The sequence below is a fragment of the Variovorax sp. LjRoot84 genome, from assembly GCF_964254305.1.
GTDB lineage: Bacteria > Pseudomonadota > Gammaproteobacteria > Burkholderiales > Burkholderiaceae_C > Variovorax.
In genome coordinates this window covers 3,138,726-3,162,004 of record NZ_CAXUTE020000001.1, presented here as the reverse complement: position 1 = coordinate 3,162,004, position 23,279 = coordinate 3,138,726, and the positions used below count along the sequence as shown (strand labels likewise).

Here is a 23,279-nt window from a genome sequence, read left to right as displayed (position 1 = left end):
TCAAGGCAAAGGACTCTCTTCATGACTGAACAAGTGCAGCCATTGCCGGTCGCGGCACCTTCGCTGGGCTCGGCGCAAGCCTTCGGGCTCGGGGTCGCCAAGCGCCTCGTGCCCTGGCTCGTGCCCGTGGGGTTGATCGTCGCGTGGCAGATCGCCTCGTCGCTCGGCTGGCTCTCCACCCGCGTGCTGCCGGCGCCGATCGACGTGGTCAAGGCCGCGTGGGCGCTGGCCGTCTCGGGCGAACTGTGGACCCACGTGAAGGTGAGCGCCGGCCGGGCCTTGTCGGGCCTGGCCATCGGCGGCGGGCTCGGCCTTGCGCTGGGCCTGCTCACCGGCTCGGTCAAGTTCTTCGAGACCCTGCTCGATTCCACCATCCAGATGGTGCGCAACATCCCGGCGCTGGCGCTCATTCCGCTGGTGATCCTCTGGTTCGGCATCGACGAATCGGCCAAGCTGTTCCTGATCTCGGTGTCGGTGTTCTTTCCGATCTATCTCAACACCTTCCACGGCATCCGCAACGTGGACCCGCAGCTGATCGAGATGGGCCGCACCTACGGGCTCTCGCGCTGGCAGCTCTACAAGGAGGTGATCCTGCCCGGTGCGCTGTCCTCGATCCTGGTGGGCCTGCGCTTCTCGCTCGGCCTCATGTGGGTGATCCTGATCGTGGCCGAAACCATCTCGGCACAGGCCGGCATCGGCTATCTCACGATGAACGCGCGCGAGTTCCTGCAGACCGACATCGTGCTGGTGGGCATCCTGCTCTATGCGTTGCTCGGCAAGCTGGCCGACGTGTTCGCCCGCGGGCTGGAGCGCTGGTGGCTGCGCTGGCATCCGGGCTACCAGGCGGCGAAATGAAGGAGGAGGGCGAGATGACTTCTCTCACTCGGCGCGCCGCGCTCGGCGCATTGGCTTCACTGGCCGGTGGCATGGCCTATGCGCAAGGCGCGGCCCCGTCCACGATCCGCATCGGCTACCAGAAGTCGTCGACGCTGACCGTGGTGCTCAAGACCCAGGGCACGCTGGAGCGGCAGCTCGCGCCGCTGGGCGTCAAGATCGGCTGGCACGAGTTCACCAGCGGCCTGCCGTTGCTCGAAGCGCTCAATCTCGACAACCTCGACTTCAGCGCCGACGTGGCCGACACCGTGCCGGTGTTCGCGCAGGCCGCGGGCGCGAAGCTGACCTTCGTCGCGCAGGAGGCGCCGTCCCCGGCCGCGCAGGCGATCGTCGTGCGGGCCGATTCGCCCATCCAGTCGGTGGCCGATCTCAAGGGCAGGAAGGTCGGCTTCGCCAAGGCGGCCGGCGTGCACTACCTGCTGATCGCCGCGCTCGACAAGGCCGGCCTCTCGTTCAAGGACATCGAGCCCGCGTACCTCACGCCGGCTGACGGCCGAGCCGCTTTCGAGCGCGGTGCGATCGATGCCTGGGTCGTGTGGGACCCGTTCCTCTCCGCGGCGCAGCGCCAGTCGAAGCTGCGCGTGCTGGCGGACGGCACCGGCATCGCGTCGTACCAGCGCTACTACCTGGCCGGAACGCCGTTCGCGAACGCGCGTCCCGACGTGCTGCGCGTGCTCTACGGCGAACTGCACAAGGCCGGCCTCTGGGTCAAGCAGAAGCCCGCGGAAGCGGCCGCCCTGCTGGCGCCAGTGTGGGGGCTCGATACCGCCACGGTCGAGCATGCCAATGCGCGGCGCAGCTACGCGGTGCGTCCGGTGGTGGTTGGCGGCCTGGCCGAGCAGCAGCGCATCGCCGATGCCTTCTTCGCCGAGAAGCTCCTGCCCAAGAAACTCAATGCGCTCGACGTGGCGCTGTTCAACCCCGGAGTCTGAAAAAACATGAGCGCCATCCTCCAGCAAGGCTTTGCCGGCGTGCGGCTCGAAGCGCGCGGTCTCCACAAGCGCTACGGCGCGCGCGAGGTGCTGCGCAACACGCAGCTCACGATCGAGCCGGGCCAGTTCATCGCCATCGTGGGCCGCAGCGGCTGCGGCAAGAGCACACTGCTGCGCCTGATCGCGGGCCTCGAGGAAGCCTCCGAAGGCGGCCTCTACACCGACGGCAAGCCCGTCGACGGGCTGCACGACGACACGCGGATCATGTTCCAGGAGGCGCGCCTCCTGCCGTGGCGCCGCGTGCTCGAGAACGTCACGCTGGGCCTGCCGACGGCGGCGCGCGTGCGCGGCGAAGAAGTGCTCGCGCAGGTCGGCCTGGCCGACCGCAAGGCCGAGTGGCCGGCGCGCCTGTCGGGCGGGCAGCGCCAGCGGGTCTCGCTGGCGCGTGCGCTGGTGCATCACCCTCGGCTGCTGCTGCTCGACGAGCCGCTGGGCGCGCTCGATGCGCTGACGCGCATCGAGATGCATCGCCTGATCGAGAACCTGTGGCAGCGTCACCGCTTCACCGCCCTGCTGGTCACGCACGACGTGCAGGAAGCCGTGGCGCTGGCCGACCGCGTGATCCTGATCGAGGACGGCCGCATCGCGCTGGACGAAAACATCGCGCTCGCGCGGCCGCGCTCGCAGGGCGATCCGGCTTTCGCGGCGATCGAGAAACGCATCCTCGACCGCGTGCTGCAGAAACCCGATGGCGAGCCGGCGCGCTGGGCCGACGGGCCGGCGCACGTCCTGCGCTGGGCGGTCTGATCTTCTTCTTCCTTCTTTTTCAACAGGAGTCCCTCCATGTCCATCCAAGCCATCAACGTCCGCAACCAGTTCAAGGGCAAGGTCCGCGAGATCATCCGCGGCGACGTCGTCTCCGAAGTCGACGTCGAGACCGCCTGGGGCATCGTGACCTCGGTCATCACCACGCGCTCGGTCGACGAGCTGCAGCTCAAGCCCGGCTCCGACGTGGTCGCGCTGGTGAAATCGACCGAAGTGTCCATCGCCAAGCTCTAAACCCTTCCGACGCCGCGTTTGCTCCCGATGCCGCAACAATGTGCGGAAACAAGGAGCAAGCCATGGCCGGATTCGATGTAAGTGAAATCGTCAGCGCGCTGCACGAGGTGCGCGACGAATGGCGCGATTCCCAGAAGCGTTCGCGCGAACCGGGCAGCCGCGAGTTCCCCTCGCGTGATGCGCTGGCCGGCATCGTCGAATCGCTGAAAGGCGCGCTGTTCCCGATGCGGCTTGGGCCGCCCGACTTGCGGCACGAGAGCGAGGACTTCTACGTCGGCCACACGCTGGACTCGTCCCTGCAGTCGCTGTTGACGCAGGCCCGGCTGGAGCTGCGCTACAACGCGCGTCACCAGCCGCGCGATGCGGCCGAGATCGATGCGGAGGCGGAGGAGGCGGTGCGCGCTTTCGCAGCCGCGCTGCCCGGCATTCGCCGCCTGCTCGACGGCGACGTGATCGCCGCCTACCAGGGCGACCCGGCCGCGCGCAGCGTCGACGAGGTGTTGCTGTGCTACCCCGGCATCCTGGCGATGATCCATCACCGCCTCGCGCACCAGCTCTACGACCTGGGCCTGCCGCTCTTGGCACGCATCGTGGCCGAGCTCGCGCACGGACAGACCGGCATCGACATCCATCCGGGCGCGCAGATCGACGCCGGCTTCTTCATCGACCACGGCACGGGCGTCGTGATCGGCGAGACCACGGTGATCGGCAAGCGCGTGCGCCTCTACCAGGCCGTGACGCTGGGTGCCAAGCGCTTTCCGACCGATGTCGAAGGCAACCTGCAGAAGGGACTGCCGCGCCATCCGATCGTGGAAGACGACGTGGTGATCTATGCCGGCGCCACCATCCTGGGCCGCGTGACCTTGGGCAAGGGCGCGACCATCGGGGGCAACGTCTGGATCATCGACGACGTGCCGGCCGGCGCCAGCGTGACGCAGGCGAGCCTGCAGAACGCGCCGCAGCACCGGCTGCCGTGATTGGGCTTTTCCGGAAAAGGTCATAGGCGCTTCGGATAATTCCTGGCGCTTCCCGTCAACCCCGTTCAAAAGGAGTTTTCATGAGCCAGACCCGAATCGCCGTCATCGTCGGCAGCCTGCGCAAGGATTCGTTCAACCGCAAGCTCGCACTCGCGATCGCGCACCTCGCACCCTCGGACTTCAATTTCGAGCACCTGCGCATCGACGACCTGCCGCTCTACAACCAGGACGACGACGGCAATCAGGCGCCCGCGGTCAAGCGGCTCAAATCGGAAATCGCCGCGTCGCAAGGCCTCTTGTTCGTGACCCCGGAATACAACCGCTCGTTGCCCGGCGTGCTCAAGAATGCGATCGACAATGCCTCGCGGCCCTACGGCCAGAGCGCCTGGGCCGGCAAGCCGGCCGGCGTGATCGGCGTATCGGTCGGCGCCATCGGCACCGCGGTCGCGCAGCAGCACCTGCGCAACGTCCTGGCCTACCTCGACGTGCCCACGCTGGGCCAGCCCGAGGCCTTCCTCCAGAACAAGGAAGGCCTGTTCGACGACAAGGGCCACATCGCCGAGGGCGGCACCAAGAAGTTTCTGCAGACCTGGGTCGACAAATACGTGGCCTGGATCAAGAGCCACGCATAGGTCTTCTGCAATGCCTCAGGCGGCGAGGGCGGCGACGTCCTGATTGGCGGCTTCGCCCGCCACGTTGGAAATGTCGGCGCGGGCGGCGCCGAGTGCGGCCGCCTTCGGCGCTTCGCCCATGGCCAGACCTTCGGCGCGCACGAAGCGCACGTCGGTGACGCCGAGGAAGCCCAGGACCACCTTGAGGTAGCTTTCCTGGTGCTCCATCGCCTGGCCGCCTTCGCTGGTCGAGTAGATGCCGCCGCGGGTGATGGCGACGATCACCGTCTTGCCGCCGGCCAGGCCCACAGGTCCCTTCTCGGTGTACTTGAAGGTGCGGCCGACTTGCGCGATGCGGTCGATCCAGGCCTTGAGCTGGCTCGGGATCGAGAAGTTGTAGAACGGCGCGCCGATCACGACCACGTCGGCCGCGAGAAACTGGCTCACCAGCTTTTCGGAGACGGCGTTCTCGTTGCGCTGGCGTTCGGTGAATTCGGTGCCTGCCGGCGCCCGGAAGCCCAGGGAGTGGGCATCGAGGTGGCTGGGGGCGGAAACCGCCAGGTCCAGGTAGTCGACTTCGGTGCCCGCGTGGTTGCGGCGCCATTCGGCCACCACTTCGGCCGTCAATTGACGCGAGACGGAGTTGTCGCCCAGGACGCTGGAATCGATGTGCAGCAGTTTCATGATCTATCGCTCTCTTTCGATGTTGGCGCCGGCACGGAAGCGGTCGGCATAGGAGATAGTCTATTTTTGAGTCGACTGATTGATAAGTCGGCAAAATTGACACAGATCGTCCTGTTGGTAGGACAATCGTGGCCATGCAAGATCTCAACGACATGGTTTTCTTTGCCGAGGTGGCCGAGCGGGGCGGCTTTGCGGCGGCAGGCCGCGCGCTGGGCGTGCCGAAGTCGCGGCTGTCGCGCCGGGTGGCGGATCTCGAGGCGCGGCTGGGTGTGCAACTGCTTCAGCGCAGCACGCGGCGGCTCTCGCTGACGCCGGCCGGTGAGCTCTACCTGCGGCACAGCATCGCGATGCGCGACGCCGCCGAGGCGGCGGCCGAAGCCATCGCGCAGGTGCAGACCGAGCCGCGCGGCGTGGTGCGCATCAGCTGTCCGATCACGCTGGCGCAGAGCGGCATCGGGGTGCTGGTGGCGCAGTTCATCCTCCGCTATCCGGCGGTGCAGATCGAGATGCGCATCCTGAATCGGGCCGTCGACCTGATCGAGGAGGGCATCGACCTGGCGCTGCGCGTACGGCCGGTCATCGAGGACAGCACGACGCTGGTGGCCAAGCAGTTCGCCACTGCCCGGGGTGTGCTGGTGGCCAGCCCGGACCAGCTCCGGCGCCAGGGCCCGGTACGGACGGTGGATGAGCTGGGGCGCCTGGACACGGTCTCCCAGTCGGCCGCCGACGGCCGGGCCAGCTGGTGCCTGGAAGGCCCCGGCGGGGCGATGCACACGATGCAGCACACGCCGCGCTACCTGGCGGATGACCTGCTGACGCTGAAATTCGCGGTGGTGGAAGGCGTCGGCGCCAGCATGCTGCCCGACTACATGTGCAAGGAAGATCTCGAAGCGGGCCGACTGGTCGAGGTGCTGCCCGGCTGGGGGCCGCCGCCGGGCATCCTGCATGCGGTCTTTCCTTCGCGCCGGGCGCTGGTGCCGGCGATTCGCCACTTGATCGACTTCTTCGCCGAGCACATCGGTGCCGGGGGCTTCAGGCTCACGGTGTGAGAAGGGCCTTATTCATCAAACGCCATATCGAAACAAGTAGATATTCGTTTGTCATCGAAGCGATGCTTTGCAGAATCGGCGCTCCCATCCATCCACGGAGCGACCATGGCGACCCTGCGACTCGGCGATACGGCCCCCAACTTCACGCCGTCCGGCCGTACCTGCGCCTGACGCCGCAGCCCAACAGATAAGCGCTGCGTGACGAAGCCGACCATCATCATCGTTCCGGGCTGGCGCGACTCCGGCCCCGGGCACTGGCAAAGCCTGTGGGCGGAACGCATGCAGGGCGCGGTGCGGGTGCTGCAGGACGACTGGGTGACGCCGAAGCGCACAGCCTGGGTGGCCGCGCTCGAGAAGCTCGTGCTGGAAAGCCCGGGCCCGGTGGTGATCGCCGCGCACAGCCTGGGTTGCATCACGACCACGCACCTGTCCGAGACGGCGGCCGCGCGTATCCACGGGGCCCTGCTGGTGGCGCCGGCCGACCCGGAGCGCCGCGCCGTGCTGTCGGATTTCGCGCCCGTGCCCTACGCCAGGCTGCCGTACCGCAGCATCCTGGTGGCCAGCAGCAACGACCCTTATTGCCCGGTGCGCCTGGCCGGCGCCTATGCCCGCGCCTGGGGCAGCGAATTCGTTCGCATGCAGAATGCCGGCCACATCAACATCGATTCGGGGCATGGCGACTGGCCTTTGGGCCTGGCTCTGCTCCAATCGCTGACGGACGAGCCCACGCCCCTGATGGCCGGCCGTCCCCAACTCGAAGCAAGACCATGACCTCCAGAACCATCAAGACGATCCTCGGCGCCCTGGCGCTCGCCGCTGCCGGCGCGACCTCGGCCCAGACCCTGCTCAACGTGTCCTATGACGTGGCGCGCGAGTTCTACAAGGACTACAACGCCGCCTTCGTGGCGAACTACAAGAAGACCACGGGCAAGGAGGTCAAGATCGACCAGTCGCACGCCGGCTCCAGCGCACAGGCGCGTGCCGTGGCCGACGGGCTGGAGGCCGACGTGGTGACGATGAACACCAGCACCGACATCGAGTTCCTCGCCAACGCCGGCGTGGTCGCCAAGGACTGGGCCAAGCGCTTCCCGAACAATGCGGCACCCACCACGTCCACCATGCTGTTCCTGACGCGCAACGGCAACCCGAAGGGCATCAAGGACTGGGACGATCTCGTCAAGCCCGGCACCCAGGTCGTGATCGTGAACCCCAAGACCGGCGGCAACGGCCGCTATGCCTACCTGGCCGCCTGGGGCTACGTGAAGAAGAAGGGCGGCAGCGACGTGCAAGCGGCCGAGTTCGTCGGCAAGCTGTTCAAGAACGTGCCCATCCTCGCGCGCGGCGGCCGCGATGCGACCACCGCCTTCCTGCAGCGCAACATCGGCGACGTGCTGATCACCTTCGAATCGGAAGTGGTCTCCATCGACCGCGAGTTCGGCGCCGGCAAGGTCGATGCGGTGTACCCCTCGATCAGCATCCTGGCCGAGAACCCGGTGGCCGTGGTCGAGCGCACGGCGGTGAAGAAGGGCACCGGCGAACTGGCCAAGGCCTACCTCGACTACCTCTATTCGGACGAAGCGCAGGAAATCGCGGCCAAGCACGCGCTGCGCCCGCGCTCCGATGCGGTGCTCAAGAAGTACGCGGCGACCTTCAAGCCGCTACAGCTCTTCACCGTGCAGGAGCTGTTCGGCAGCCTCAGCGAAGCGCAGAAGGTGCACTTCAACGACGGCGGGCAGTTCGACAAGCTCTATACGCCCGGTGGCAAATAAATGAGCGCCGCGCCGAACCGCTTCAAGCAAGCGAAAGCCCCCTCGGGGGGCAGCGATGACACGTTAGTGCAGAGCGTGGGGGCACGATGAGCAGTGCCATCTCTTCGGCGCTGCCGTCCGCGGCGGCGCCGCTTGCGCGTGCAGGGAACACGGGCGCCTCGCGGCGCGTGCTGCCGGGCTTTCACATCACGCTCGGCTTCTCGATCCTGTACCTGAGCCTGATCGTCCTGATCCCGTTGTCGGCGCTGGTCTTCAAGACCTTCACCCTGAGTTGGGAGCAGTTCTGGGTGGCGGTGACCGCGCCGCGCGTGATGGCCTCGTACCGGCTCACCTTCGGCGCCTCGCTGATCGCCGCGCTGGTCAACCTGGTGTTCGGCCTGCTCGTGGCCTGGGTGCTGGTGCGCTACAAGTTTCCCGGCAAGCGCATTGTCGATGCGCTCGTCGATCTGCCTTTCGCGCTGCCCACGGCCGTGGCTGGCATTTCGCTGACCGCGCTGCTCGCCGGCAACGGCTGGATCGGCCAGTTCCTCGAACCGATGGGCATCAAGCTGGCCTTCACGCCGGCCGGCGTGGTGATCGCGCTGATCTTCATCGGGCTGCCTTTCGTGGTGCGAACGGTGCAGCCGGTGCTGGAAGACACCGAGAAGGAACTCGAAGAGGCCGCGACCAGCCTCGGCGCGACACGGCTGCAGACCTTCACCAAGGTGATCCTGCCTTCGATCACGCCGGCGCTCCTGACCGGCTTCGCGATGGCCTTCGCACGTGCGATCGGCGAGTACGGCTCGGTGATCTTCATCGCCGGCAACATGCCGATGATTTCCGAGATCACGCCGCTGATCATCATCGGCAAGCTGGAGCAGTACGACTTCGCGGGCGCCACCGCGGTCGCGCTGGTGATGCTGGTCATTTCGTTCCTGCTGCTGCTGGTCATCAACGGCCTGCAGGCCTGGCAGCGCCGCAGGGGGGCATCGGCATGAGCGCGGCTTCATCGAGAACGATTCGCCGCGCGCAGGCCGGCACCACCGAATCGGCCTGGGTGCGCTGGACCCTGATCGGCCTGGCGCTGGCCTTCATGTTCCTGTTCCTCGTGCTGCCGCTGGCCGCTGTGGCGACCGAGGCGCTGCGCAAGGGCATCAACGCCTACATCGAAGCGCTCAAGGAACCCGATGCCTGGAGCGCGATCCGCCTCACCCTGATCACGGCCGCGATCGCGGTGCCGATGAACCTGGTGTTCGGCGTGGCGGCCGCATGGGCCATCGCCAAGTTCGAGTTCCGCGGCAAGGCCTTTCTCACCACGCTGGTCGATTTGCCTTTTGCGGTCTCGCCGGTGGTCGCCGGCCTGATCTACGTGCTGATCTTCGGCGCGCAGGGCTGGTTCGGCCCGTGGCTCGCGGCACACGACGTCAAGGTCATCTTCGCGGTGCCCGGCATTGTGCTGGCCACCGTGTTCGTGACCTTTCCCTTCATCGCACGCGAACTCATTCCGCTGATGCAGGCGCAAGGCACCGACGAAGAGCAGGCCGCCATCGTGCTCGGCGCGACGGGCTGGCAGACCTTCTGGCGCGTGACGCTGCCCAACATCAAGTGGGGGCTGCTCTACGGCGTGATCCTTTGCAACGCGCGCGCCATGGGCGAGTTCGGCGCGGTGTCGGTGGTGTCGGGCCACATCCGCGGCCAGACCAACACCATGCCGCTGCACGTCGAAGTGCTCTACAACGAGTACCAATCGGTCGCCGCCTTCGCGGTGGCCTCGCTGCTGGCCATCCTGGCGCTGGTCACGCTGGTGATCAAGTCGGTCATCGAATGGCGCCACGAACGCGAAATGAAGGCCATCGCCGAACTGCCGCCGGAACGGCCGCAACCCGCCGTCGCGGCCTGAGGAGAAAAGATCATGAGTATTGAAATCCGCAACGTCAGCAAACGCTTCGGCGACTTCCACGCCCTGCGCGACGTGAGCCTCGACGTCGATTCGGGCGAACTGGTCGCGCTACTGGGCCCCTCGGGCTGCGGCAAGACCACCTTGCTGCGCATCATCGCGGGGCTGGAGACCGCCGATACCGGCAGCATCCTCTTTGCCGGCGAAGACACGACCGACGTGCATGTGCGCGAGCGCCAGGTCGGCTTCGTGTTCCAGCATTACGCGCTGTTCCGTCACATGACGGTGTTCGAGAACGTGGCCTTCGGCCTGCGCGTCAAGCCGCGCGGACTGCGCCCGAGCGAAACGCAGATCAAGACCAAGGTGCACGACCTGCTCAAGCTGGTGCAGCTCGACTGGCTGGCCGACCGCTATCCGTCGCAGCTCTCGGGCGGCCAGCGCCAGCGCATCGCGCTGGCCCGCGCGCTCGCGGTGGAGCCCAAGGTGCTGCTGCTCGACGAACCCTTCGGCGCACTCGACGCCAAGGTGCGCAAGGAGCTGCGCCGCTGGCTGCGCCGGCTGCACGACGAACTGCACGTCACCAGCATCTTCGTCACCCACGACCAGGAAGAAGCGCTCGAAGTGGCCGACCGCGTGGTGCTGATGAACAGCGGCCGCGTCGAGCAGGTCGGATCGCCGCAGGATGTGTGGGACCACCCGGCGAGCCCCTTCGTCTACGGCTTTCTCGGCGACGTCAACCTGTTCCACGGCCGCGCGCACGAGGGCGAGGTGCATGTCGAAGGTCTGCGCATCGATTCGCCCGAGCACCGCGAGCTGCGCAACGGCAGGGCGCTGGCCTATGTGCGGCCGCACGACCTCGACATCGAACGCTACACCCCGGGCGCCACCGGCATCGTCGCGACCTTGAGCCGCGCCATCGTGGTCGGCCCGATCGCGCGGCTGGAACTCGAACCGGTGGAATCGAATCCAGACAATCCTGGCTCCGGAACCATCATCGAGGCGCAACTCCCTGCGCAACAGTTCCGGGACCTGGCCCTTGCGGAAGGCGACACCGTCGTCGCCAGGCCGCGCAAGGCCAGGGTATTTGTCGAAGATTGGGTTTCTCCGTGATCGATTGGTATTTCGGCGCACCGCGCCGCGCTCTCGCGCTGATCTGCGCCGCCTGCGTGGCGATGCTCGCCTTCGGGCTCTACCTGCAGCACGTGGTCGGCCTCGAGCCGTGTCCGATGTGCATCGTGCAGCGCTATGCGCTGGTGCTGGTGGCGGTCTTCGCGGGGCTGGCGGCCGCCAGCCGCAGCCGGGGCCTGCAGCTCACGGGCGCGCTGCTGGGCCTGGTGATGGCGGTCGGCGGCGCCTACACGGCCGCGCGCCAGAGCTGGCTGCAATGGCATCCGCCGGAGGTCGTGTCCTGCGGGCGTGACCTCTACGGGATGATCGAGACCTTCCCGCTCAAGCGCGCGCTGCCGATGATCTTCCGCGGCGGCGGCGACTGCACGCAGATCGACTGGACCTTCCTGGGCCTGTCGATTGCGAACTGGTCCTTCATCGCGTTCACGGTCTTCGGGCTGCTGCTGCTGGTGCTGCTGTTTCGCCGCAGCGCTCAGAGCGGCAGCGTGTCGAAGGCTGCGTAAGAGGTCGCCAGCCAGCTCTTGACGCGCTGGCGCTCCAGCAGCCCGAGCGCGTGCTGGCCGTCGCGGTCGTTGACCGCCTTCCAGAAGCTGGTGTTGCGCCCATCGATCTTGCGCATGCTGGCCTCGTGCAGGCGCGGCAGCGCGATGACGCGGGCGCCGTGCGTGGTTGCCTTGCTGAGCGATTGCGAACCGAGCAGCAGGCCGAAGTCGCTGCCGCGGCCGTAGTTCTGTACCACGATGTAGTTCGGCCGGTTGCTGAAGGTGTCGACCAGCGCGCCGAGCAGGTCGCTCGAGTCCTTGCCGTCATCGAGCACGTGCCAGAAGTTGACGGTCACGCCGAGCTCGGCGAACACGTCGAACAGATCGGACTCCTTGATCCAGCGCGCCAGCGGCGCCAGCGTTTGCGCTGCGAGATCGACGATCACGCTCTGCTGCGGATTCGTCTCGAAGCCGTTCACGACCGTGTCGAGGCCTTCGTAGCTGTCCACCACCACCGGCGAGGCGAAGCCCTCGTAGAAGCGGGTGAAGGAGCTGTGCGAGCGATCGGTGTCGAAGCCGACGAAAGGCCGGCTGTGATCGATGAAGTACTGCGACAAGACCCGTGCCGTGACGGATTTGCCGACACCGCCCTTTTCGCCGCCGATGAAATTGAGGGAGCTCATGAGGTTCCTGGGGATGGAGAAAGTGCGAAGCATTCTAGGGGTCGTCGGGAGGGCGAGAGGGTTGGCTTATGGTTGACCGTGTGCTTGCACAATAAAATATGTAATCAATGATATGAGCACTATATTGGGCAAATCAGCTTGACCTTGGTAGCGAACATGCTCAATATGATGTGCATATCTAATTTTTGCTCAATGAGTTGAACATGACGACTCTCGCCGAAGTCGGCAGCTTCCTGCGCCAGGCTCGAAAGGATCGCGCCATGACGGCCTCCGAACTCGCCCTGAAAGCAGGTGTCTCCAGAAACACCTTGGGTGCTCTGGAAGCGGGGCGGGGGAACGTGGAACTGAACACCTTGCTCGCCTTGCTCAAGAGCCTGGGCCTCGAACTCCAGTTCGTTCCGCAGGTGGTCGCGGACCTGACCCGGGCCGGCAGCGATACCAAATCCACCAGCCTGCAGGATGAAGTGAGCAGCTTGATGCCGAAACCGGCGAGGCGCGGCAGATGAGCGTCGTACGCTCGCTGCGGATCCGGCTGGGAAGAACGAACGTCGGATCGCTCTTCGGGCTCGACGACGGGCGGGTGTATTTCAGATTCGACGACGAATATGCGAAGAACCCGGCACGGCCGGTGCTGTCGCAGCTCTATGTCGTCGCGCCTGCGACCTCGGGCAGCGCCGAAAGAGTGGCCCAGGCGATCGCCGAAGCCGAGGCGGCCACGGTGGCTCAGCTGCTGGACCCGGCCCTGGACGTCAACCGCGGCGACGGCAATTTCGGGTTGCCGCCTTTCTTCCAGAATTTGCTTCCGGAAGGGCCGCTGCGCAAGCAATTGGTCGGCGACCTGGGCCTGGACGCGAATGACGAACTCGGTTTGCTGGCAGCCTGCGGCGGCGACCTGCCCGGCGACGTCTGGGCGGACGCCGAAACGCTCGACGAGGTCGCGCTCGGCCGGTTGATCGGCCAGAGCCGGGACAGCTACGAAATGAGCTCCGGGCAGGTGCCCACCCCCCAGCAGACCTCGATTTCGGGTGTGCAGCCGAAGGTGGCGCTGGTTCTGGGCGGCCCCGGGCGCTACGTGATGCGGTCCAAGCAATCGGACGAGCAGCATTTCATCGGCAAGCTGCCGACGGGCGAATATGACCGGCTTCCGGAAGTGGAGTACAGCTCGCTGACGCTGGCCGCTGCTGCCGGCGTGAACATCTGCGAATTCCTGCTGGAGCCCTTGTCCGCCATCGCCGACCAGTTGCCCTATGCGCTGCAAAAGGACGAGCGAAGTTTTCTGCTGGTCTCCAGGTTCGACCGCGACGTCGATACCGAAACCAGGCGCCTGCACATGGAGGACTTCGCCCAGGTCACGGGGACACCGTCGGAATACAAGTATTCGGGCACCTACGCGGCCATCGGCCTCCTGCTCAAGCGGCGCTCGGCCAAGGGCGAAGCCGACGTGGCGGAGCTGCTGCGCCGCATCAAGGTCTCGGAGCTGCTGGGCAACTATGACGCGCATCTGAAGAACTTCAGCCTCGTGTACCCGCCCGGCCAATCCAGGCCCGAGCTGTCCAAGGCCTATGACATCGTCGCCTACGGCGTGTACCTCAGCGGCTCGGGACATGGGCTGCCATTCTTTCCAAACCAGACGCAGCGCACGCTGCTCACGCCCAAGACGCTGCGCGAGCTCGGAAACGCCTGGGACATCCCTGAAAAGCACCTGCGCGAGGTCATCGCAAGCTGCGTCGAACAGGCGATGAAGACCTGGCCGAGCCTGTTGAAGGCGTTGCCGCTGTCTGCCGCACACCGAACGCGGCTGACCGAATACATCCAGACCAACCCCAGCGTTGCGTCATGGCGCAAGCGGCATCCGGACGCCGAGTGGTTCGACTAGAAGCTCACTATCGCTGGATCATCGAGAAGAAGGGCACCAGACTGCCGAGCAGCCAGTTCTGGCTGAAGTCGAGCGCGGCACGGCGGTACTTCTCGTCGGCCTGCGCGGCCATCAGATCGAGCCGCGCAACCACCTTCGAAAGCTCGCGATCGACCACCAGGTTGCGGCCGCGATCGCTGATCTCGGTGGCCAGCAGCAGGGGCTGGCCCTCGGGATTCGTCTTGGAGCTGATGAGCCAGAGCGAGATCTCGACGTTGCGCGCGGCGCGGTAGCTGTTTTCCGCGTTCACCGCGTCGAGCATGCTCTGCTCCCAGGTGCCGCCGTTGGCCTGCTTGAGCATCGATGCCCATCCGACCACCAGCGCGGCCACGCGGTCGCCTTCGTAAGCCTTGGGTTTGGTTTCGAAAGCCAGCCGGATCGCATCGATGCCGGTGGCGCCTTGCAGGCCCGGCAGGGGACTTTCTTGCGAGATCGCGTCCCAGGTGCGCTGGATGGCGTCTTCCGCGCTCGCGGCCCATTTGCGCCATTCGCGCGGATTGCGGCGGTAGAGCGAGAGCTGCACGCGCCGGATCGACTGCAGGTTGTCGCGCAGCGCCAGGTTGGCGATGCGGTTGGCGCCGGACTGGAGCCACTCGTTGCCGGCATAGGGTTCGGCGCGCTCGGTCGTGCCGCAGGCGGCCAGGCCCATCAAGGCCACGGTGCTGCCCAGCAGCCATACACGAAGCCCGGCGCGGGGGGAAACGGGGAAATCGCTCATGGCTCGCACGTTATCATCGTCGCCTCGGGTGGCCGCCGGTCCTCGAGCTTCGGGCCGGCAAATTTCTCCTTGCAAATCAACACCTTGGCAAATAACCAGGCTTAAGGCCGACCAGTCGTGCGTCTCAATTCCATCAAGCTCTCCGGCTTCAAGTCCTTCGCCGAACCCACCAACTTCCTGCTGCCCGGCCAACTGGTGGGCGTCGTCGGCCCCAACGGCTGCGGCAAGTCGAACATCATGGATGCGGTGCGCTGGGTGCTCGGCGAATCGCGCGCCTCCGAACTGCGCGGCGAGTCGATGCAGGACGTGATCTTCAACGGCACCACCACGCGCAAGCAGGCCAGCCGTTCGAGCGTGGAACTGGTGTTCGACAACGCCGACCATCGCGCCGGCGGCCAGTGGGCGCAGTTCACCGAGATCGCGGTCAAGCGGGTGCTGACGCGCGACGGCAATTCGAGCTACTACATCAACAACCAGCCGGTGCGCCGGCGCGACGTGCAGGACGTGTTCCTCGGCACCGGCCTCGGCCCGCGCGCCTACGCGATCATCGGCCAGGGCACGATCAGCCGCATCATCGAATCCAAGCCCGAAGAGCTGCGGCTCTTTCTCGAAGAGGCCGCCGGCGTCTCCAAGTACAAGGAGCGCCGCCGCGAGACCGAGAACCGGCTCGGTGATACGCGCGAGAACCTCACGCGGGTCGAAGACATCCTGCGCGAACTCAACAGCAACCTCGAAAAGCTCGAGAAGCAGGCCGAAGTCGCCGCGCGCTACAACACGCTGCAAGGCGACGCCACGCGCAAGCAGCATCAACTGTGGTTCCTGAAGCGCAGCGAGAGCGAAGCCGATCAGGCCAAGGTCAAGGCCGACGCGGAAAAGGCGATCAACGACCTCGAATCGCGCTTGGCCGATCTGCGCCACATCGAGGCCGAGCTGGAAACCGTGCGCCAGGCGCACTACGCGGCCGGCGACCAGGTCAACCAGGCGCAGGGCAAGCTGTACGAAGCCAGCGCGGAGGTCGGCCGGCTCGAAGGCGAGATCCGCTTCGTGGTCGAGGGCCGCCAGCGGGTGGAGCAGCGGCTGGTCCAGTTGAGCGAGCAGATCGCGCAGTGGAACACGCGCCGCGAAGATGCCGAGGCAGAAATCGAAACCCTGGCCGGGCAGGGCGTGAACGCCGAGGAACAGGCCGAACTGCTGGCGGCGCAGCTCGAGGAACACGACGCACGCATGCCCGGCCTCGAAGAGGCGCAGCAGCGCGCACAGGGTGAAGCCAACGCCCAGCGCGCCAGCGTCGCGCAGGTGCAGCAGCAGATTCAGGTGCTGGCCGCCGACCAGCGCAACATCGAAGAACAAAGCCGCCAGCTCACGCAGCGCGCCGAACGCCTGCGCAGCGACCAGAACGCGCTCGCGGCGCCCGACGAAGCACGGCTGCACGACCTGCAGGAGCAACTGGCGGCCGCGCAGGAGGCGTCCAGCGAAGCCGACGCGCGCCTGCACGAGCTGCAGGAAGCCGTTCCGCAGCTCGACGACGACCGCCGCACCCGCCAGCAGGCCGTCAATACCGAAGGCGCGCGCCATGCCGAACTCTCCGCGCGCCTCGAAGCGCTCAAGGCGCTGCAGGAAAAGGTCAAGACCGACGGCAAGCTCGCACCCTGGCTCGCGAAGCACGGCCTCGAAGGCTTGCAAGGCCTGTGGAGCCGCATCCACATCGAGCAAGGCTGGGAGAACGCGCTCGAAGCGGCGCTGCGCGAGCGTCTCGGCGCGCTCGAAGTCAGCCGGCTCGACATGGTCCGCGCCTTCGGCAGCGATGCGCCGCCGGCCAAGTTGGCCTTCTACAGCCCGCCGGCTGCCGGTGCGCCGCAGGGCCAGAGCGCGCTGCCGCGTCTGTCGGATCTGCTGCGCCTGAGCGATGCGGGCCAGCAGGCCTTGCTGACCGACTGGCTGCATGGCTGCCTGACGGCGCAAACGCTCGAAGAGGCCTTGGCGCAGCGCGACAAGCTGCAGCCCGGTGAGGCGATCTACGTCAGGAGCGGCCACGCGGTCACCGCGCACAGCGTGAGCTTCTATGCCCAGGACTCCGAGCAGGCCGGCCTGCTGGCCCGCCAGCAGGAGATGGAGAACCTCGATCGCCAGCTGCGCGCCCAGACCCTGATCGCCGAAGAGGCGCGCACCGCGCTGGCGCGTGCCGAAGCGGCTTACGGCGATGCGGCTTCGCGGCTCGTCACGGCGCGCCGCGAAGCGGCCGAAACGCAGTCGCGCGCGCACGAGCTCCAGGTCGAAACGCTGCGGCTCTCGCAGCTGGCCGAGCAGACGCGCGCACGCAGCGAGCAGCTTTCCAACGATCTCGGCGAAGTCGAGGCCCAGCTCGAAGACCTGCAGGAAAAGCGCGTGAACGCGGAGGCGCGCTTCGAAGAGCTCGACATGCAGCTCGCCGACAGCCAGGAGCGCCACGCGCAGCTCGACGAGCGCGTGATCGAGGCCGGTCGCGCGCTCACCGCGAGCCGCGAGCAGCACCGCAGCCTGGAGCGCCAGGCGCAGGAAGCGACCTTCGCCCAGCGCACTCTCGAAGCGCGCCGCGCCGAACTCAATCGCGCGATCGAAACCGCGACGCAGCAGACCGTCTCGCTGGCGGAGGAAGACGAGCGCGCGCGCGCCGAATTGGGTCGCCTGTCCGACGCGGCCGCGCAGGCGGGCCTGCAGGACGCGCTGGCGCTCAAGCTCGAACGCGAAACCGCGCTCGGCGCCGCGCGCAGCCAGTACGACGACCTCACGCTCAAACTGCGCGCGAGCGACGAGCGCCGCCTGCAGCTCGAACGCGAGCTCGACCCGCTGCGCCAGCGCATCACCGAGTTCCAGCTGAAGGAGCAGGCCGCGCGGCTCGGCTTCGAGCAGTACCAGCAGCTGCTGACCGATGCCGAGGCCGACCTCGAAGCGATCGCGCTGTCGATCGAAACCGACAAGGTGCGGCTCACCGGCCTGCAAGGCGAAATCGATCGCCTCAACCGCGAGGTGGCTTCGCTCGGCGCCGTCAACCTCGCCGCGCTCGACGAACTCGCGGTGGCCAGCGAACGCAAGACTTTCCTCGACGCGCAGTCGGCCGACCTGAACGAGGCGATCGGCACGCTGGAGGACGCGATCCGCAAGATCGACGCCGAAACGCGCGAACTGCTCGGCGGCACCTTCAAGATCGTCAACGAGCACTTCAGTCGCATGTTCCCGGAGCTCTTCGGCGGCGGCAATGCCAAGCTCATGATGACCGGCGACGAGATCCTCGATTCCGGCGTGCAGGTGATGGCGCAGCCGCCCGGCAAGAAGAACCAGACCATCCACCTGCTCTCGGGCGGCGAGAAGGCGCTCACCGCCATCGCACTGGTGTTCGCGATCTTCCAGCTCAACCCGGCCCCCTTCTGCCTCTTGGACGAAGTGGACGCGCCGCTGGACGACGCCAACACCGAACGCTATGCCAAACTCGTGACCGCCATGAGCCGCGAAACCCAGTTCCTCTTCATCAGCCACAACAAGATCGCGATGGAGATGGCCGAACAACTGATCGGCGTGACCATGCAGGAGCAGGGTGTTTCGCGCATCGTGGCGGTCGACATGGAATCCGCCGTGTCGATGGTCGAAGCAGCCTAGACGTACAGCGTCGATGAGCAGCCTCACCGTCGCCCTTGCGATCCTCGGCGGCCTCGTACTGGCGGCCGTGGTCGGCTACAACACATGGATGTCGCGCCGCAATGCGCCGCGGCAGCCCGATGCGCCGCAGGACAGCGCGCCGCCCGAGACCGCGCCTGCGCCGGTCACGCGCGACGAAGAGCCCGTCCTGCACATCGATCCGCACCAGAAGCTCGGCAGCGAACGCCACGAGCCGCTGTTCGACCCCGACCTGCCGGCGCCCAGTGCGTTGCCGGTGCCGACGGCCGAACGCCGCGGCGGCCTCGATCCGCTGATCGACGTGATCGCGCCGATCTCCCTCGACGGCCTGGCCTCCGGCGACGCGGCGATCGCCGGCATGCCGGCCACGCGGCGCGCCGGCAGCAAGCCGGTCGCGATCGAAGGCCTCAACGAGCACACCGGCGAATGGGAGCCCGCGGCACCCGGCCAGCGCTACGGCGCTTTTCAGGCCGGCGTGCAGCTGGCCAACCGCACCGGTGCGCTCAACGAGATCGAGTACTCCGAATTCGTCGTCAAGGCGCAGGCCTTCGCCGATGCGGTGAACGGCGCGCCCGAGTTTCCGGAGATGCTGGACGAGGTGGCGCGCGCCCGCGAGCTCGACCAGTTCGCGAGTTCGCACGACGCGCAGCTGAGCTTCGTGCTGCGCGCGCTGCACGCGGCCTGGAGCCCGGGTTATGTGCAGCAGAACGCGGCGCGGCTGGGCTTCGTGGCCGGCATCATTCCGGGCCGCATGGTGCTGCCCGCGGGCGAAGTGGGGTTGCCGCCGATCCTCGGCCTGTCCTTCGACACCCAGGCCGCGCTGGCCGACGATCCGGCGCAGTCGGCCATCCGCGAACTCACGCTGAGCCTCGACGTGCCGCAAGTCGACCGCGCCGAGCGGCCCTTCGAACGCATGCGCGAAACCGCCGCCACGCTGGCGCGCGAGATGGACGGCATCGTGACCGACAGCGACGGCCAGCCCTTGCGCGAAGACACCATGGACGTGATCGGCGCCGATCTCCAGCAGCTCTACGACACGCTCGATTCACGCGATCTCTCGGCCGGCTCGCCCCTGGCGCGCCGTTTATTCTCGTGAAGTTGACTATTCTTTCTTCCGCCAGGAATACCGCGGAACCGGCTTTGCCGGGCCGCTGGTATTGCCCCCGGCGAGGGGGTGGGCGGCCACACGAAGTGGGCAAGCCTGGGGGTGAGCTGTGACCACGCGCGAAGACGCGGCTCGCGAAGCCGCTGCACTGGGCGAGCAGCTGCGCCGCCACGCCCACCTCTACTACGTGCTCGACGCGCCCGAGTTGCCGGACGCCGAGTACGACAAGCTGTTCCAGCGCCTGCAGGCGCTGGAAGCCGAGCATCCCGAGCTGCGCACGCCCGATTCGCCGACGCAGCGCGTCGGCGGCAAGGTGCTCGAGGGCTTCGCCAAGGTCCGCCACAAGGTGCCGATGCTGTCGATCCGCACCGAGACCGACATCACGCCGGGCGGCGCCAGCGCCTTCGATGCGCGCGTGCGCAAGGAACTCGGCCTGGCCGAGGACGGGCCGCAGGTCGAGTACGTCTGCGAACTCAAGTTCGACGGGCTGGCCGTCAACCTGCGCTACGAGCAAGGCGTGCTGGTGCAGGCGGCGACGCGCGGCGACGGCGAGATCGGCGAGGACGTCACGCAGAGCATCCGCACGGTACAGCAGATTCCGCTGCGCCTGCATGGCGATGCCCCGCCGGTGGTGGAGGTGCGCGGCGAGGTCTACATGCGGCGCGACGATTTCGAGGCGCTCAACGAACGCCAGCGCGAGAAGATCGCCGCTGGCCAGAAAAACGAGAAGGTGTTCGTGAATCCGCGCAATGCCGCGGCCGGCGCCGTGCGCCAGCTGGATCCGGCGATCGCGGCAAGCCGGCCGCTGAGCTTTTTTGCCTATGGTCTCGGCGAGGTCTCTTCGCCCGAGCAGGGCGGGCCCGACTGCGCGACGCAGTTCGACTGGCTGCAGCAGTTCCACGCCTGGGGTTTTCCCATCGGCGCGCAGACGCAGCGCGCCCGCGGCGCCATCGAGCTGATCGCCTTCCACGAGACCATCGCCCGCCAGCGTGACGCGCTGCCCTACGACATCGACGGCGTGGTCTACAAGGTCGACAGCCTCGAGCTGCAGCGGCGGCTCGGCTTCGTCTCGCGCGAGCCGCGCTGGGCCGTCGCGCACAAGTACCCGGCGCAGGAGCAATTGACCGAGGTGCTCGGCATCGAGGTGCAGGTCGGCCGCACCGGCAAGCTCACGCCGGTGGCCAAGCTGGCGCCTGTGTTCGTGGGCGGTGTCACCGTGACGAATGCGACCTTGCACAACGAGGACGAGGCGCGGCGCAAGGACGTGCGAGTGGGCGACACCGTCATCGTGCGGCGCGCCGGCGACGTGATTCCCGAGGTGGTCGGCGTGCTGCCCGAGAGCGCGGCCCGGCCGGCGGAACAGCGCGGGCCCGTGTTCACCATGCCTCGCAAGTGCCCGGTCTGCGGCTCCGACGCGCTGCGCGAGGAGGGCGAGGTCGACTACCGCTGCACCGGCGGCCTCTTCTGCGCTGCGCAGCGCAAGGAGGCGATCCTGCATTTCGCGGCGCGGCGCGCGCTCGACATCGAAGGCCTGGGCGACAAGCTGGTCGAGCAGCTGGTGGACGCCAACCTGATCCGCACGCTGCCCGATCTCTACAAGCTCGGCTTCACCACGCTGGCCGGCCTGGATCGCATGGCCGACAAGTCGGCGAAGAACCTCGTCGATGCGCTGGAGGCGTCGAAGAAGACCACGCTGCCGCGCTTCCTGTTCGGCCTCGGCATCCGGCACATCGGCGAAAGCACGGCCAAGGACCTGGCCAAGCACTTCGGCAAGCTGGATGCGATCATGGACGCGACCGAGGAACAGCTGCTGGAAGTCAACGACGTGGGGCCCGTGGTCGCGAAGAGCCTGCGCACCTTCTTCGACCAGCCGCACAACCGCGAAGTGGTCGAACAGCTGCGCGCCTGCGGCCTGAGCTGGGAAGAGGGCGAGCCGGCCGCGCGCGCGCCCAAACCTCTCGCGGGCAAGACCTTCGTGATCACTGGCACGCTTCCTACGCTCAGCCGCGACGAAGCGAAGGACAAACTGGAGACGGCCGGCGCCAAGGTGGCCGGGTCCGTCAGCAAGAAGACCGATTACCTCGTCGCCGGCGCGGAGGCCGGCAGCAAGCTCGACAAGGCGCTCGAGCTGGGTGTGGCCGTGATCGACGAGGCGCGACTGCTCGAAATTCTGGAGAATGGCCTGTGACCGGGCCGGCTGCTTTACCGGGCGTTACGCGACTTCATACAAACGCAGTCAACAAGGCCTACAACCGAACGTTGAACAAGGGTGCCGACCAGGAGTCCATCATGAACAGAATTCGTCTACTCGGAACTTGCCTCGCCCTCGGCGGAGTGGCCCTGCTCGGCGGCTGCGTCGCTTACCCGGCGGGCTCCTACGGCTATTCCGAACCCTACTACGTGGATCCGGGCCCGGCCGTCGTTCAGCCGAACGTGTACATCGACGGCAGCTACTATTCGCGGCCTCGCTATCCCTCCTACTACTATGGCCGTCCCGGCTACTACGACCACGGACCGCGCCACGGCTATGCGCATCCGGTCCCGGTCCCGGTTCCGCGTCCAGGGGTCGGCCCGCGGCCTGGCGCGGGTGCGCGGCCCAGCGGTGGCGTGGCCGGCAACATCGTCCCGGTTCCACCAGGCCGTTCGCCGCGCGAAATCAATCAGATGCTGACCTCGCCGGATTCCCGCAACCAGACGCCGCCCTGAGCTCATCCGCGGCCGCGGTGGCGATAATTGCCTCATGACGGTACGCGAGATTCTCAAGATGGGTGACCCGAGGCTGCTGCGCATCGCGCAGCCGGTCGCCGCATTCGACACCGACGAACTGCACCTGCTGGTGCGCGACATGTTCGAGACCATGCACGCCGTCAACGGCGCCGGCCTCGCGGCGCCGCAGATCGGCGTCGATCAGCAGTTGGTGATCTTCGGCACCGACACCATCAATCCGCGCTATCCGGACGCGCCAATCGTGCCGCGCACGGTGCTCGTCAACCCCGTCATCACGCCGGTCGGCGACGAGGAAGAGGAGGGCTGGGAAGGCTGCCTGTCGGTGCCGGGCCTGCGCGGCGTGGTACCGCGTTTCGCCACCATCCGCTACACCGGCTTCGACCCCTACGGCGATCCCGTCGATCGCACGGTGAGCGGCTTCCACGCCCGCGTGGTGCAGCACGAGGTGGATCACCTGCTGGGCAAGCTCTATCCGATGCGGGTGCGCGATTTCTCGCGCTTCGGCTACACCGAGGTCCTGTTTCCAGGCCTCGATGCGGCCGAGGACGATTGACGTCCGGGTTCAGTTGTACTTGCCGCCTGTGCCGCCGATGCTGAAGCGGCCGGCGCCCAGGAAGGCGACTGCCAGCGCGCCGAACAGGTACATGCCCTGCAGTTCGAGCGCCCAGCCGCCTTGCTTGTTGAGCAAGCCGAGCTCCTTCATGTGCACCAGCCAGATCGCCACCAGCATGTTGATGACAACGATCCATGCCGCGGGACGCGTGTACAGGCCGATGATCAGCAGCACCGGCGCAACGATCTCGCCGATGTAGATCAGATACGCCAGTGCGCCCGGCAAACCGTGCGAGGCCAGCGTGTTGGACAGGAAGCCTACTCCGCCGTTGATCTTGGCGATGCCGTGGAGCAGGATCAGGATGCCAAGTGCCAGGCGCAGAACGAGTTTGCCGGTGTCGTCGGAACGGATCATGTCGAAGCCTTTCTGTTGTTAAAAAACAGGGCGATTGTGGTGGATAAATTCG

24 protein-coding genes are annotated in these 23,279 nt (G+C 66.9%); 20 read left to right on the top strand and 4 right to left on the bottom strand.

The window, feature by feature from the left end; translation table 11 throughout:
- The first annotated feature begins 21 nt into the window (after positions 1–21).
- From ssuC to ACSQ9I_RS15815, 6 genes are all read left to right on the top strand, one after another.
- Entirely contained in the window at positions 22–855 is an 834-nt protein-coding gene (gene ssuC / locus ACSQ9I_RS15840; protein WP_436304171.1) for an aliphatic sulfonate ABC transporter permease SsuC, read from the top strand.
- Positions 856–869: 14 nt separating this feature from the next.
- A complete protein-coding gene (locus tag ACSQ9I_RS15835) occupies positions 870–1,826 on the top strand; it encodes an aliphatic sulfonate ABC transporter substrate-binding protein (RefSeq protein ID WP_436313728.1) in 957 nt (318 codons plus the stop codon).
- A 6-nt stretch (positions 1,827–1,832) separates the two neighbouring features.
- Positions 1,833–2,633 carry an ATP-binding cassette domain-containing protein gene (locus ACSQ9I_RS15830; protein WP_436313727.1) on the top strand — a complete coding sequence of 267 codons (801 nt, stop codon included), beginning with the start codon at positions 1,833–1,835 and terminating at the stop codon, positions 2,631–2,633.
- Positions 2,634–2,669: 36 nt separating this feature from the next.
- The gene (locus ACSQ9I_RS15825) at positions 2,670–2,885 is read left to right on the top strand and encodes a TOBE domain-containing protein (protein WP_028250350.1); all 216 of its coding nucleotides are present in this window, start codon (positions 2,670–2,672) and stop codon (positions 2,883–2,885) included.
- A gap of 62 nt (positions 2,886–2,947) precedes the next feature.
- Positions 2,948–3,862, top strand: a complete 915-nt coding sequence (gene epsC / locus ACSQ9I_RS15820; RefSeq protein ID WP_436309029.1) for a serine O-acetyltransferase EpsC — start codon at positions 2,948–2,950, stop codon at positions 3,860–3,862.
- 80 nt (positions 3,863–3,942) lie between these two features.
- Entirely contained in the window at positions 3,943–4,494 is a 552-nt protein-coding gene (locus ACSQ9I_RS15815; RefSeq protein ID WP_436304167.1) for an NADPH-dependent FMN reductase, read from the top strand.
- Between the two features lie 15 nt (positions 4,495–4,509).
- Here the strand turns inward: ACSQ9I_RS15815 and ACSQ9I_RS15810 are convergent, their stop codons facing one another.
- A complete protein-coding gene (locus ACSQ9I_RS15810; protein WP_093108769.1) occupies positions 4,510–5,157 on the bottom strand; it encodes an FMN-dependent NADH-azoreductase in 648 nt (215 codons plus the stop codon).
- A 134-nt stretch (positions 5,158–5,291) separates the two neighbouring features.
- Here ACSQ9I_RS15810 and ACSQ9I_RS15805 point away from each other — a divergent pair, with 134 nt between their 5' ends.
- From ACSQ9I_RS15805 to ACSQ9I_RS15775, 7 genes are all read left to right on the top strand, one after another.
- Positions 5,292–6,206, top strand: coding sequence for a LysR family transcriptional regulator (locus ACSQ9I_RS15805; RefSeq protein ID WP_436304165.1), 915 nt, complete (start codon positions 5,292–5,294; stop codon positions 6,204–6,206).
- Positions 6,207–6,404: 198 nt separating this feature from the next.
- The gene (locus tag ACSQ9I_RS15800; protein WP_436304164.1) at positions 6,405–6,977 is read left to right on the top strand and encodes an RBBP9/YdeN family alpha/beta hydrolase; all 573 of its coding nucleotides are present in this window, start codon (positions 6,405–6,407) and stop codon (positions 6,975–6,977) included.
- A complete protein-coding gene (locus ACSQ9I_RS15795) occupies positions 6,974–7,975 on the top strand; it encodes a sulfate ABC transporter substrate-binding protein (protein ID WP_436313726.1) in 1,002 nt (333 codons plus the stop codon). The genes ACSQ9I_RS15800 and ACSQ9I_RS15795 overlap by 4 nt, the downstream gene beginning before the upstream one ends.
- A gap of 86 nt (positions 7,976–8,061) precedes the next feature.
- Entirely contained in the window at positions 8,062–8,952 is an 891-nt protein-coding gene (cysT, locus tag ACSQ9I_RS15790; RefSeq protein ID WP_436290275.1) for a sulfate ABC transporter permease subunit CysT, read from the top strand.
- On the top strand, positions 8,949–9,854 hold the full coding sequence (gene cysW / locus ACSQ9I_RS15785; protein ID WP_093108764.1) for a sulfate ABC transporter permease subunit CysW: 906 nt from the start codon (positions 8,949–8,951) through the stop codon (positions 9,852–9,854). Before cysT ends, cysW begins: the two co-directional genes overlap by 4 nt.
- 12 nt (positions 9,855–9,866) lie before the next feature.
- Positions 9,867–10,961, top strand: a complete 1,095-nt coding sequence (locus tag ACSQ9I_RS15780; RefSeq protein WP_093108763.1) for a sulfate/molybdate ABC transporter ATP-binding protein — start codon at positions 9,867–9,869, stop codon at positions 10,959–10,961.
- Positions 10,958–11,482: a disulfide bond formation protein B gene (locus tag ACSQ9I_RS15775; RefSeq protein WP_093108762.1), complete on the top strand. Its 525-nt coding sequence runs from the start codon at positions 10,958–10,960 to the stop codon at positions 11,480–11,482. The genes ACSQ9I_RS15780 and ACSQ9I_RS15775 overlap by 4 nt, the downstream gene beginning before the upstream one ends.
- Here the strand turns inward: ACSQ9I_RS15775 and ACSQ9I_RS15770 are convergent.
- A complete protein-coding gene (locus ACSQ9I_RS15770; RefSeq protein ID WP_436313725.1) occupies positions 11,452–12,144 on the bottom strand; it encodes a mobilization protein in 693 nt (230 codons plus the stop codon). The genes ACSQ9I_RS15775 and ACSQ9I_RS15770 overlap by 31 nt on opposite strands.
- A 203-nt stretch (positions 12,145–12,347) precedes the next feature.
- Here ACSQ9I_RS15770 and ACSQ9I_RS15765 point away from each other — a divergent pair, with 203 nt between their 5' ends.
- Both ACSQ9I_RS15765 and ACSQ9I_RS15760 read left to right on the top strand, forming a co-directional pair.
- Positions 12,348–12,650: a helix-turn-helix transcriptional regulator gene (locus tag ACSQ9I_RS15765; RefSeq protein ID WP_093108760.1), complete on the top strand. Its 303-nt coding sequence runs from the start codon at positions 12,348–12,350 to the stop codon at positions 12,648–12,650.
- Positions 12,647–14,020 carry a type II toxin-antitoxin system HipA family toxin gene (locus ACSQ9I_RS15760; RefSeq protein WP_436313724.1) on the top strand — a complete coding sequence of 458 codons (1,374 nt, stop codon included), beginning with the start codon at positions 12,647–12,649 and terminating at the stop codon, positions 14,018–14,020. The genes ACSQ9I_RS15765 and ACSQ9I_RS15760 overlap by 4 nt, the downstream gene beginning before the upstream one ends.
- A 7-nt stretch (positions 14,021–14,027) precedes the next feature.
- Here ACSQ9I_RS15760 and ACSQ9I_RS15755 read toward each other — a convergent pair whose 3' ends face one another.
- Positions 14,028–14,777, bottom strand: a complete 750-nt coding sequence (locus ACSQ9I_RS15755) for a hypothetical protein (RefSeq protein ID WP_093108758.1) — start codon at positions 14,775–14,777, stop codon at positions 14,028–14,030.
- 117 nt (positions 14,778–14,894) lie between these two features.
- On the opposite strand from ACSQ9I_RS15755, the gene smc reads away from it, so the two are divergent.
- The 5 genes from smc to def all read left to right on the top strand — a co-directional run bounded on the left by smc (position 14,895) and on the right by def (position 22,813).
- Positions 14,895–18,410 (top strand): chromosome segregation protein SMC, encoded by a 3,516-nt coding sequence (gene smc, locus ACSQ9I_RS15750; RefSeq protein WP_436313723.1) that lies wholly within the window; start codon positions 14,895–14,897, stop codon positions 18,408–18,410.
- A 13-nt stretch (positions 18,411–18,423) separates the two neighbouring features.
- Entirely contained in the window at positions 18,424–19,524 is a 1,101-nt protein-coding gene (locus ACSQ9I_RS15745; RefSeq protein WP_093108756.1) for a cell division protein ZipA C-terminal FtsZ-binding domain-containing protein, read from the top strand.
- Between the two features lie 118 nt (positions 19,525–19,642).
- Positions 19,643–21,721, top strand: coding sequence for an NAD-dependent DNA ligase LigA (ligA, locus tag ACSQ9I_RS15740; RefSeq protein ID WP_436313722.1), 2,079 nt, complete (start codon positions 19,643–19,645; stop codon positions 21,719–21,721).
- A gap of 101 nt (positions 21,722–21,822) precedes the next feature.
- Complete coding sequence (locus ACSQ9I_RS15735) at positions 21,823–22,239, top strand: hypothetical protein (RefSeq protein ID WP_436313721.1); 417 nt, start codon at positions 21,823–21,825, stop codon at positions 22,237–22,239.
- A 34-nt stretch (positions 22,240–22,273) separates the two neighbouring features.
- Positions 22,274–22,813, top strand: coding sequence for a peptide deformylase (gene def / locus ACSQ9I_RS15730; protein ID WP_436304157.1), 540 nt, complete (start codon positions 22,274–22,276; stop codon positions 22,811–22,813).
- A gap of 9 nt (positions 22,814–22,822) precedes the next feature.
- On the opposite strand, the gene ACSQ9I_RS15725 is transcribed toward def, so the two are convergent.
- Positions 22,823–23,227, bottom strand: coding sequence for a DoxX family protein (locus tag ACSQ9I_RS15725; protein WP_436313720.1), 405 nt, complete (start codon positions 23,225–23,227; stop codon positions 22,823–22,825).
- Between the last annotated feature and the right edge of the window lie 52 nt (positions 23,228–23,279).

What these genes read in the sequence shown, in the direction of transcription:
- ssuC (WP_436304171.1), top strand. Translation starts at nt 22, where the DNA reads ATGACTGAACAAGTGCAGCCATTGCCGGTCGCGGCACCTTCGCTGGGC.
- def (WP_436304157.1), top strand. Translation starts at nt 22,274, where the DNA reads ATGACGGTACGCGAGATTCTCAAGATGGGTGACCCGAGGCTGCTGCGC.
- ACSQ9I_RS15805 (WP_436304165.1), top strand. Translation starts at nt 5,292, where the DNA reads ATGCAAGATCTCAACGACATGGTTTTCTTTGCCGAGGTGGCCGAGCGG.
- ACSQ9I_RS15815 (WP_436304167.1), top strand. Translation starts at nt 3,943, where the DNA reads ATGAGCCAGACCCGAATCGCCGTCATCGTCGGCAGCCTGCGCAAGGAT.
- ACSQ9I_RS15725 (WP_436313720.1), bottom strand. Translation starts at nt 23,227, where the DNA reads ATGATCCGTTCCGACGACACCGGCAAACTCGTTCTGCGCCTGGCACTT.
- ACSQ9I_RS15835 (WP_436313728.1), top strand. Translation starts at nt 870, where the DNA reads ATGACTTCTCTCACTCGGCGCGCCGCGCTCGGCGCATTGGCTTCACTG.
- ACSQ9I_RS15770 (WP_436313725.1), bottom strand. Translation starts at nt 12,144, where the DNA reads ATGAGCTCCCTCAATTTCATCGGCGGCGAAAAGGGCGGTGTCGGCAAA.
- ACSQ9I_RS15795 (WP_436313726.1), top strand. Translation starts at nt 6,974, where the DNA reads ATGACCTCCAGAACCATCAAGACGATCCTCGGCGCCCTGGCGCTCGCC.
- ACSQ9I_RS15830 (WP_436313727.1), top strand. Translation starts at nt 1,833, where the DNA reads ATGAGCGCCATCCTCCAGCAAGGCTTTGCCGGCGTGCGGCTCGAAGCG.
- ACSQ9I_RS15825 (WP_028250350.1), top strand. Translation starts at nt 2,670, where the DNA reads ATGTCCATCCAAGCCATCAACGTCCGCAACCAGTTCAAGGGCAAGGTC.
- ACSQ9I_RS15780 (WP_093108763.1), top strand. Translation starts at nt 9,867, where the DNA reads ATGAGTATTGAAATCCGCAACGTCAGCAAACGCTTCGGCGACTTCCAC.
- ACSQ9I_RS15745 (WP_093108756.1), top strand. Translation starts at nt 18,424, where the DNA reads ATGAGCAGCCTCACCGTCGCCCTTGCGATCCTCGGCGGCCTCGTACTG.
- ACSQ9I_RS15810 (WP_093108769.1), bottom strand. Translation starts at nt 5,157, where the DNA reads ATGAAACTGCTGCACATCGATTCCAGCGTCCTGGGCGACAACTCCGTC.
- cysW (WP_093108764.1), top strand. Translation starts at nt 8,949, where the DNA reads ATGAGCGCGGCTTCATCGAGAACGATTCGCCGCGCGCAGGCCGGCACC.
- cysT (WP_436290275.1), top strand. Translation starts at nt 8,062, where the DNA reads ATGAGCAGTGCCATCTCTTCGGCGCTGCCGTCCGCGGCGGCGCCGCTT.
- ACSQ9I_RS15760 (WP_436313724.1), top strand. Translation starts at nt 12,647, where the DNA reads ATGAGCGTCGTACGCTCGCTGCGGATCCGGCTGGGAAGAACGAACGTC.
- epsC (WP_436309029.1), top strand. Translation starts at nt 2,948, where the DNA reads ATGGCCGGATTCGATGTAAGTGAAATCGTCAGCGCGCTGCACGAGGTG.
- ACSQ9I_RS15765 (WP_093108760.1), top strand. Translation starts at nt 12,348, where the DNA reads ATGACGACTCTCGCCGAAGTCGGCAGCTTCCTGCGCCAGGCTCGAAAG.
- ACSQ9I_RS15755 (WP_093108758.1), bottom strand. Translation starts at nt 14,777, where the DNA reads ATGAGCGATTTCCCCGTTTCCCCCCGCGCCGGGCTTCGTGTATGGCTG.
- ACSQ9I_RS15735 (WP_436313721.1), top strand. Translation starts at nt 21,823, where the DNA reads ATGAACAGAATTCGTCTACTCGGAACTTGCCTCGCCCTCGGCGGAGTG.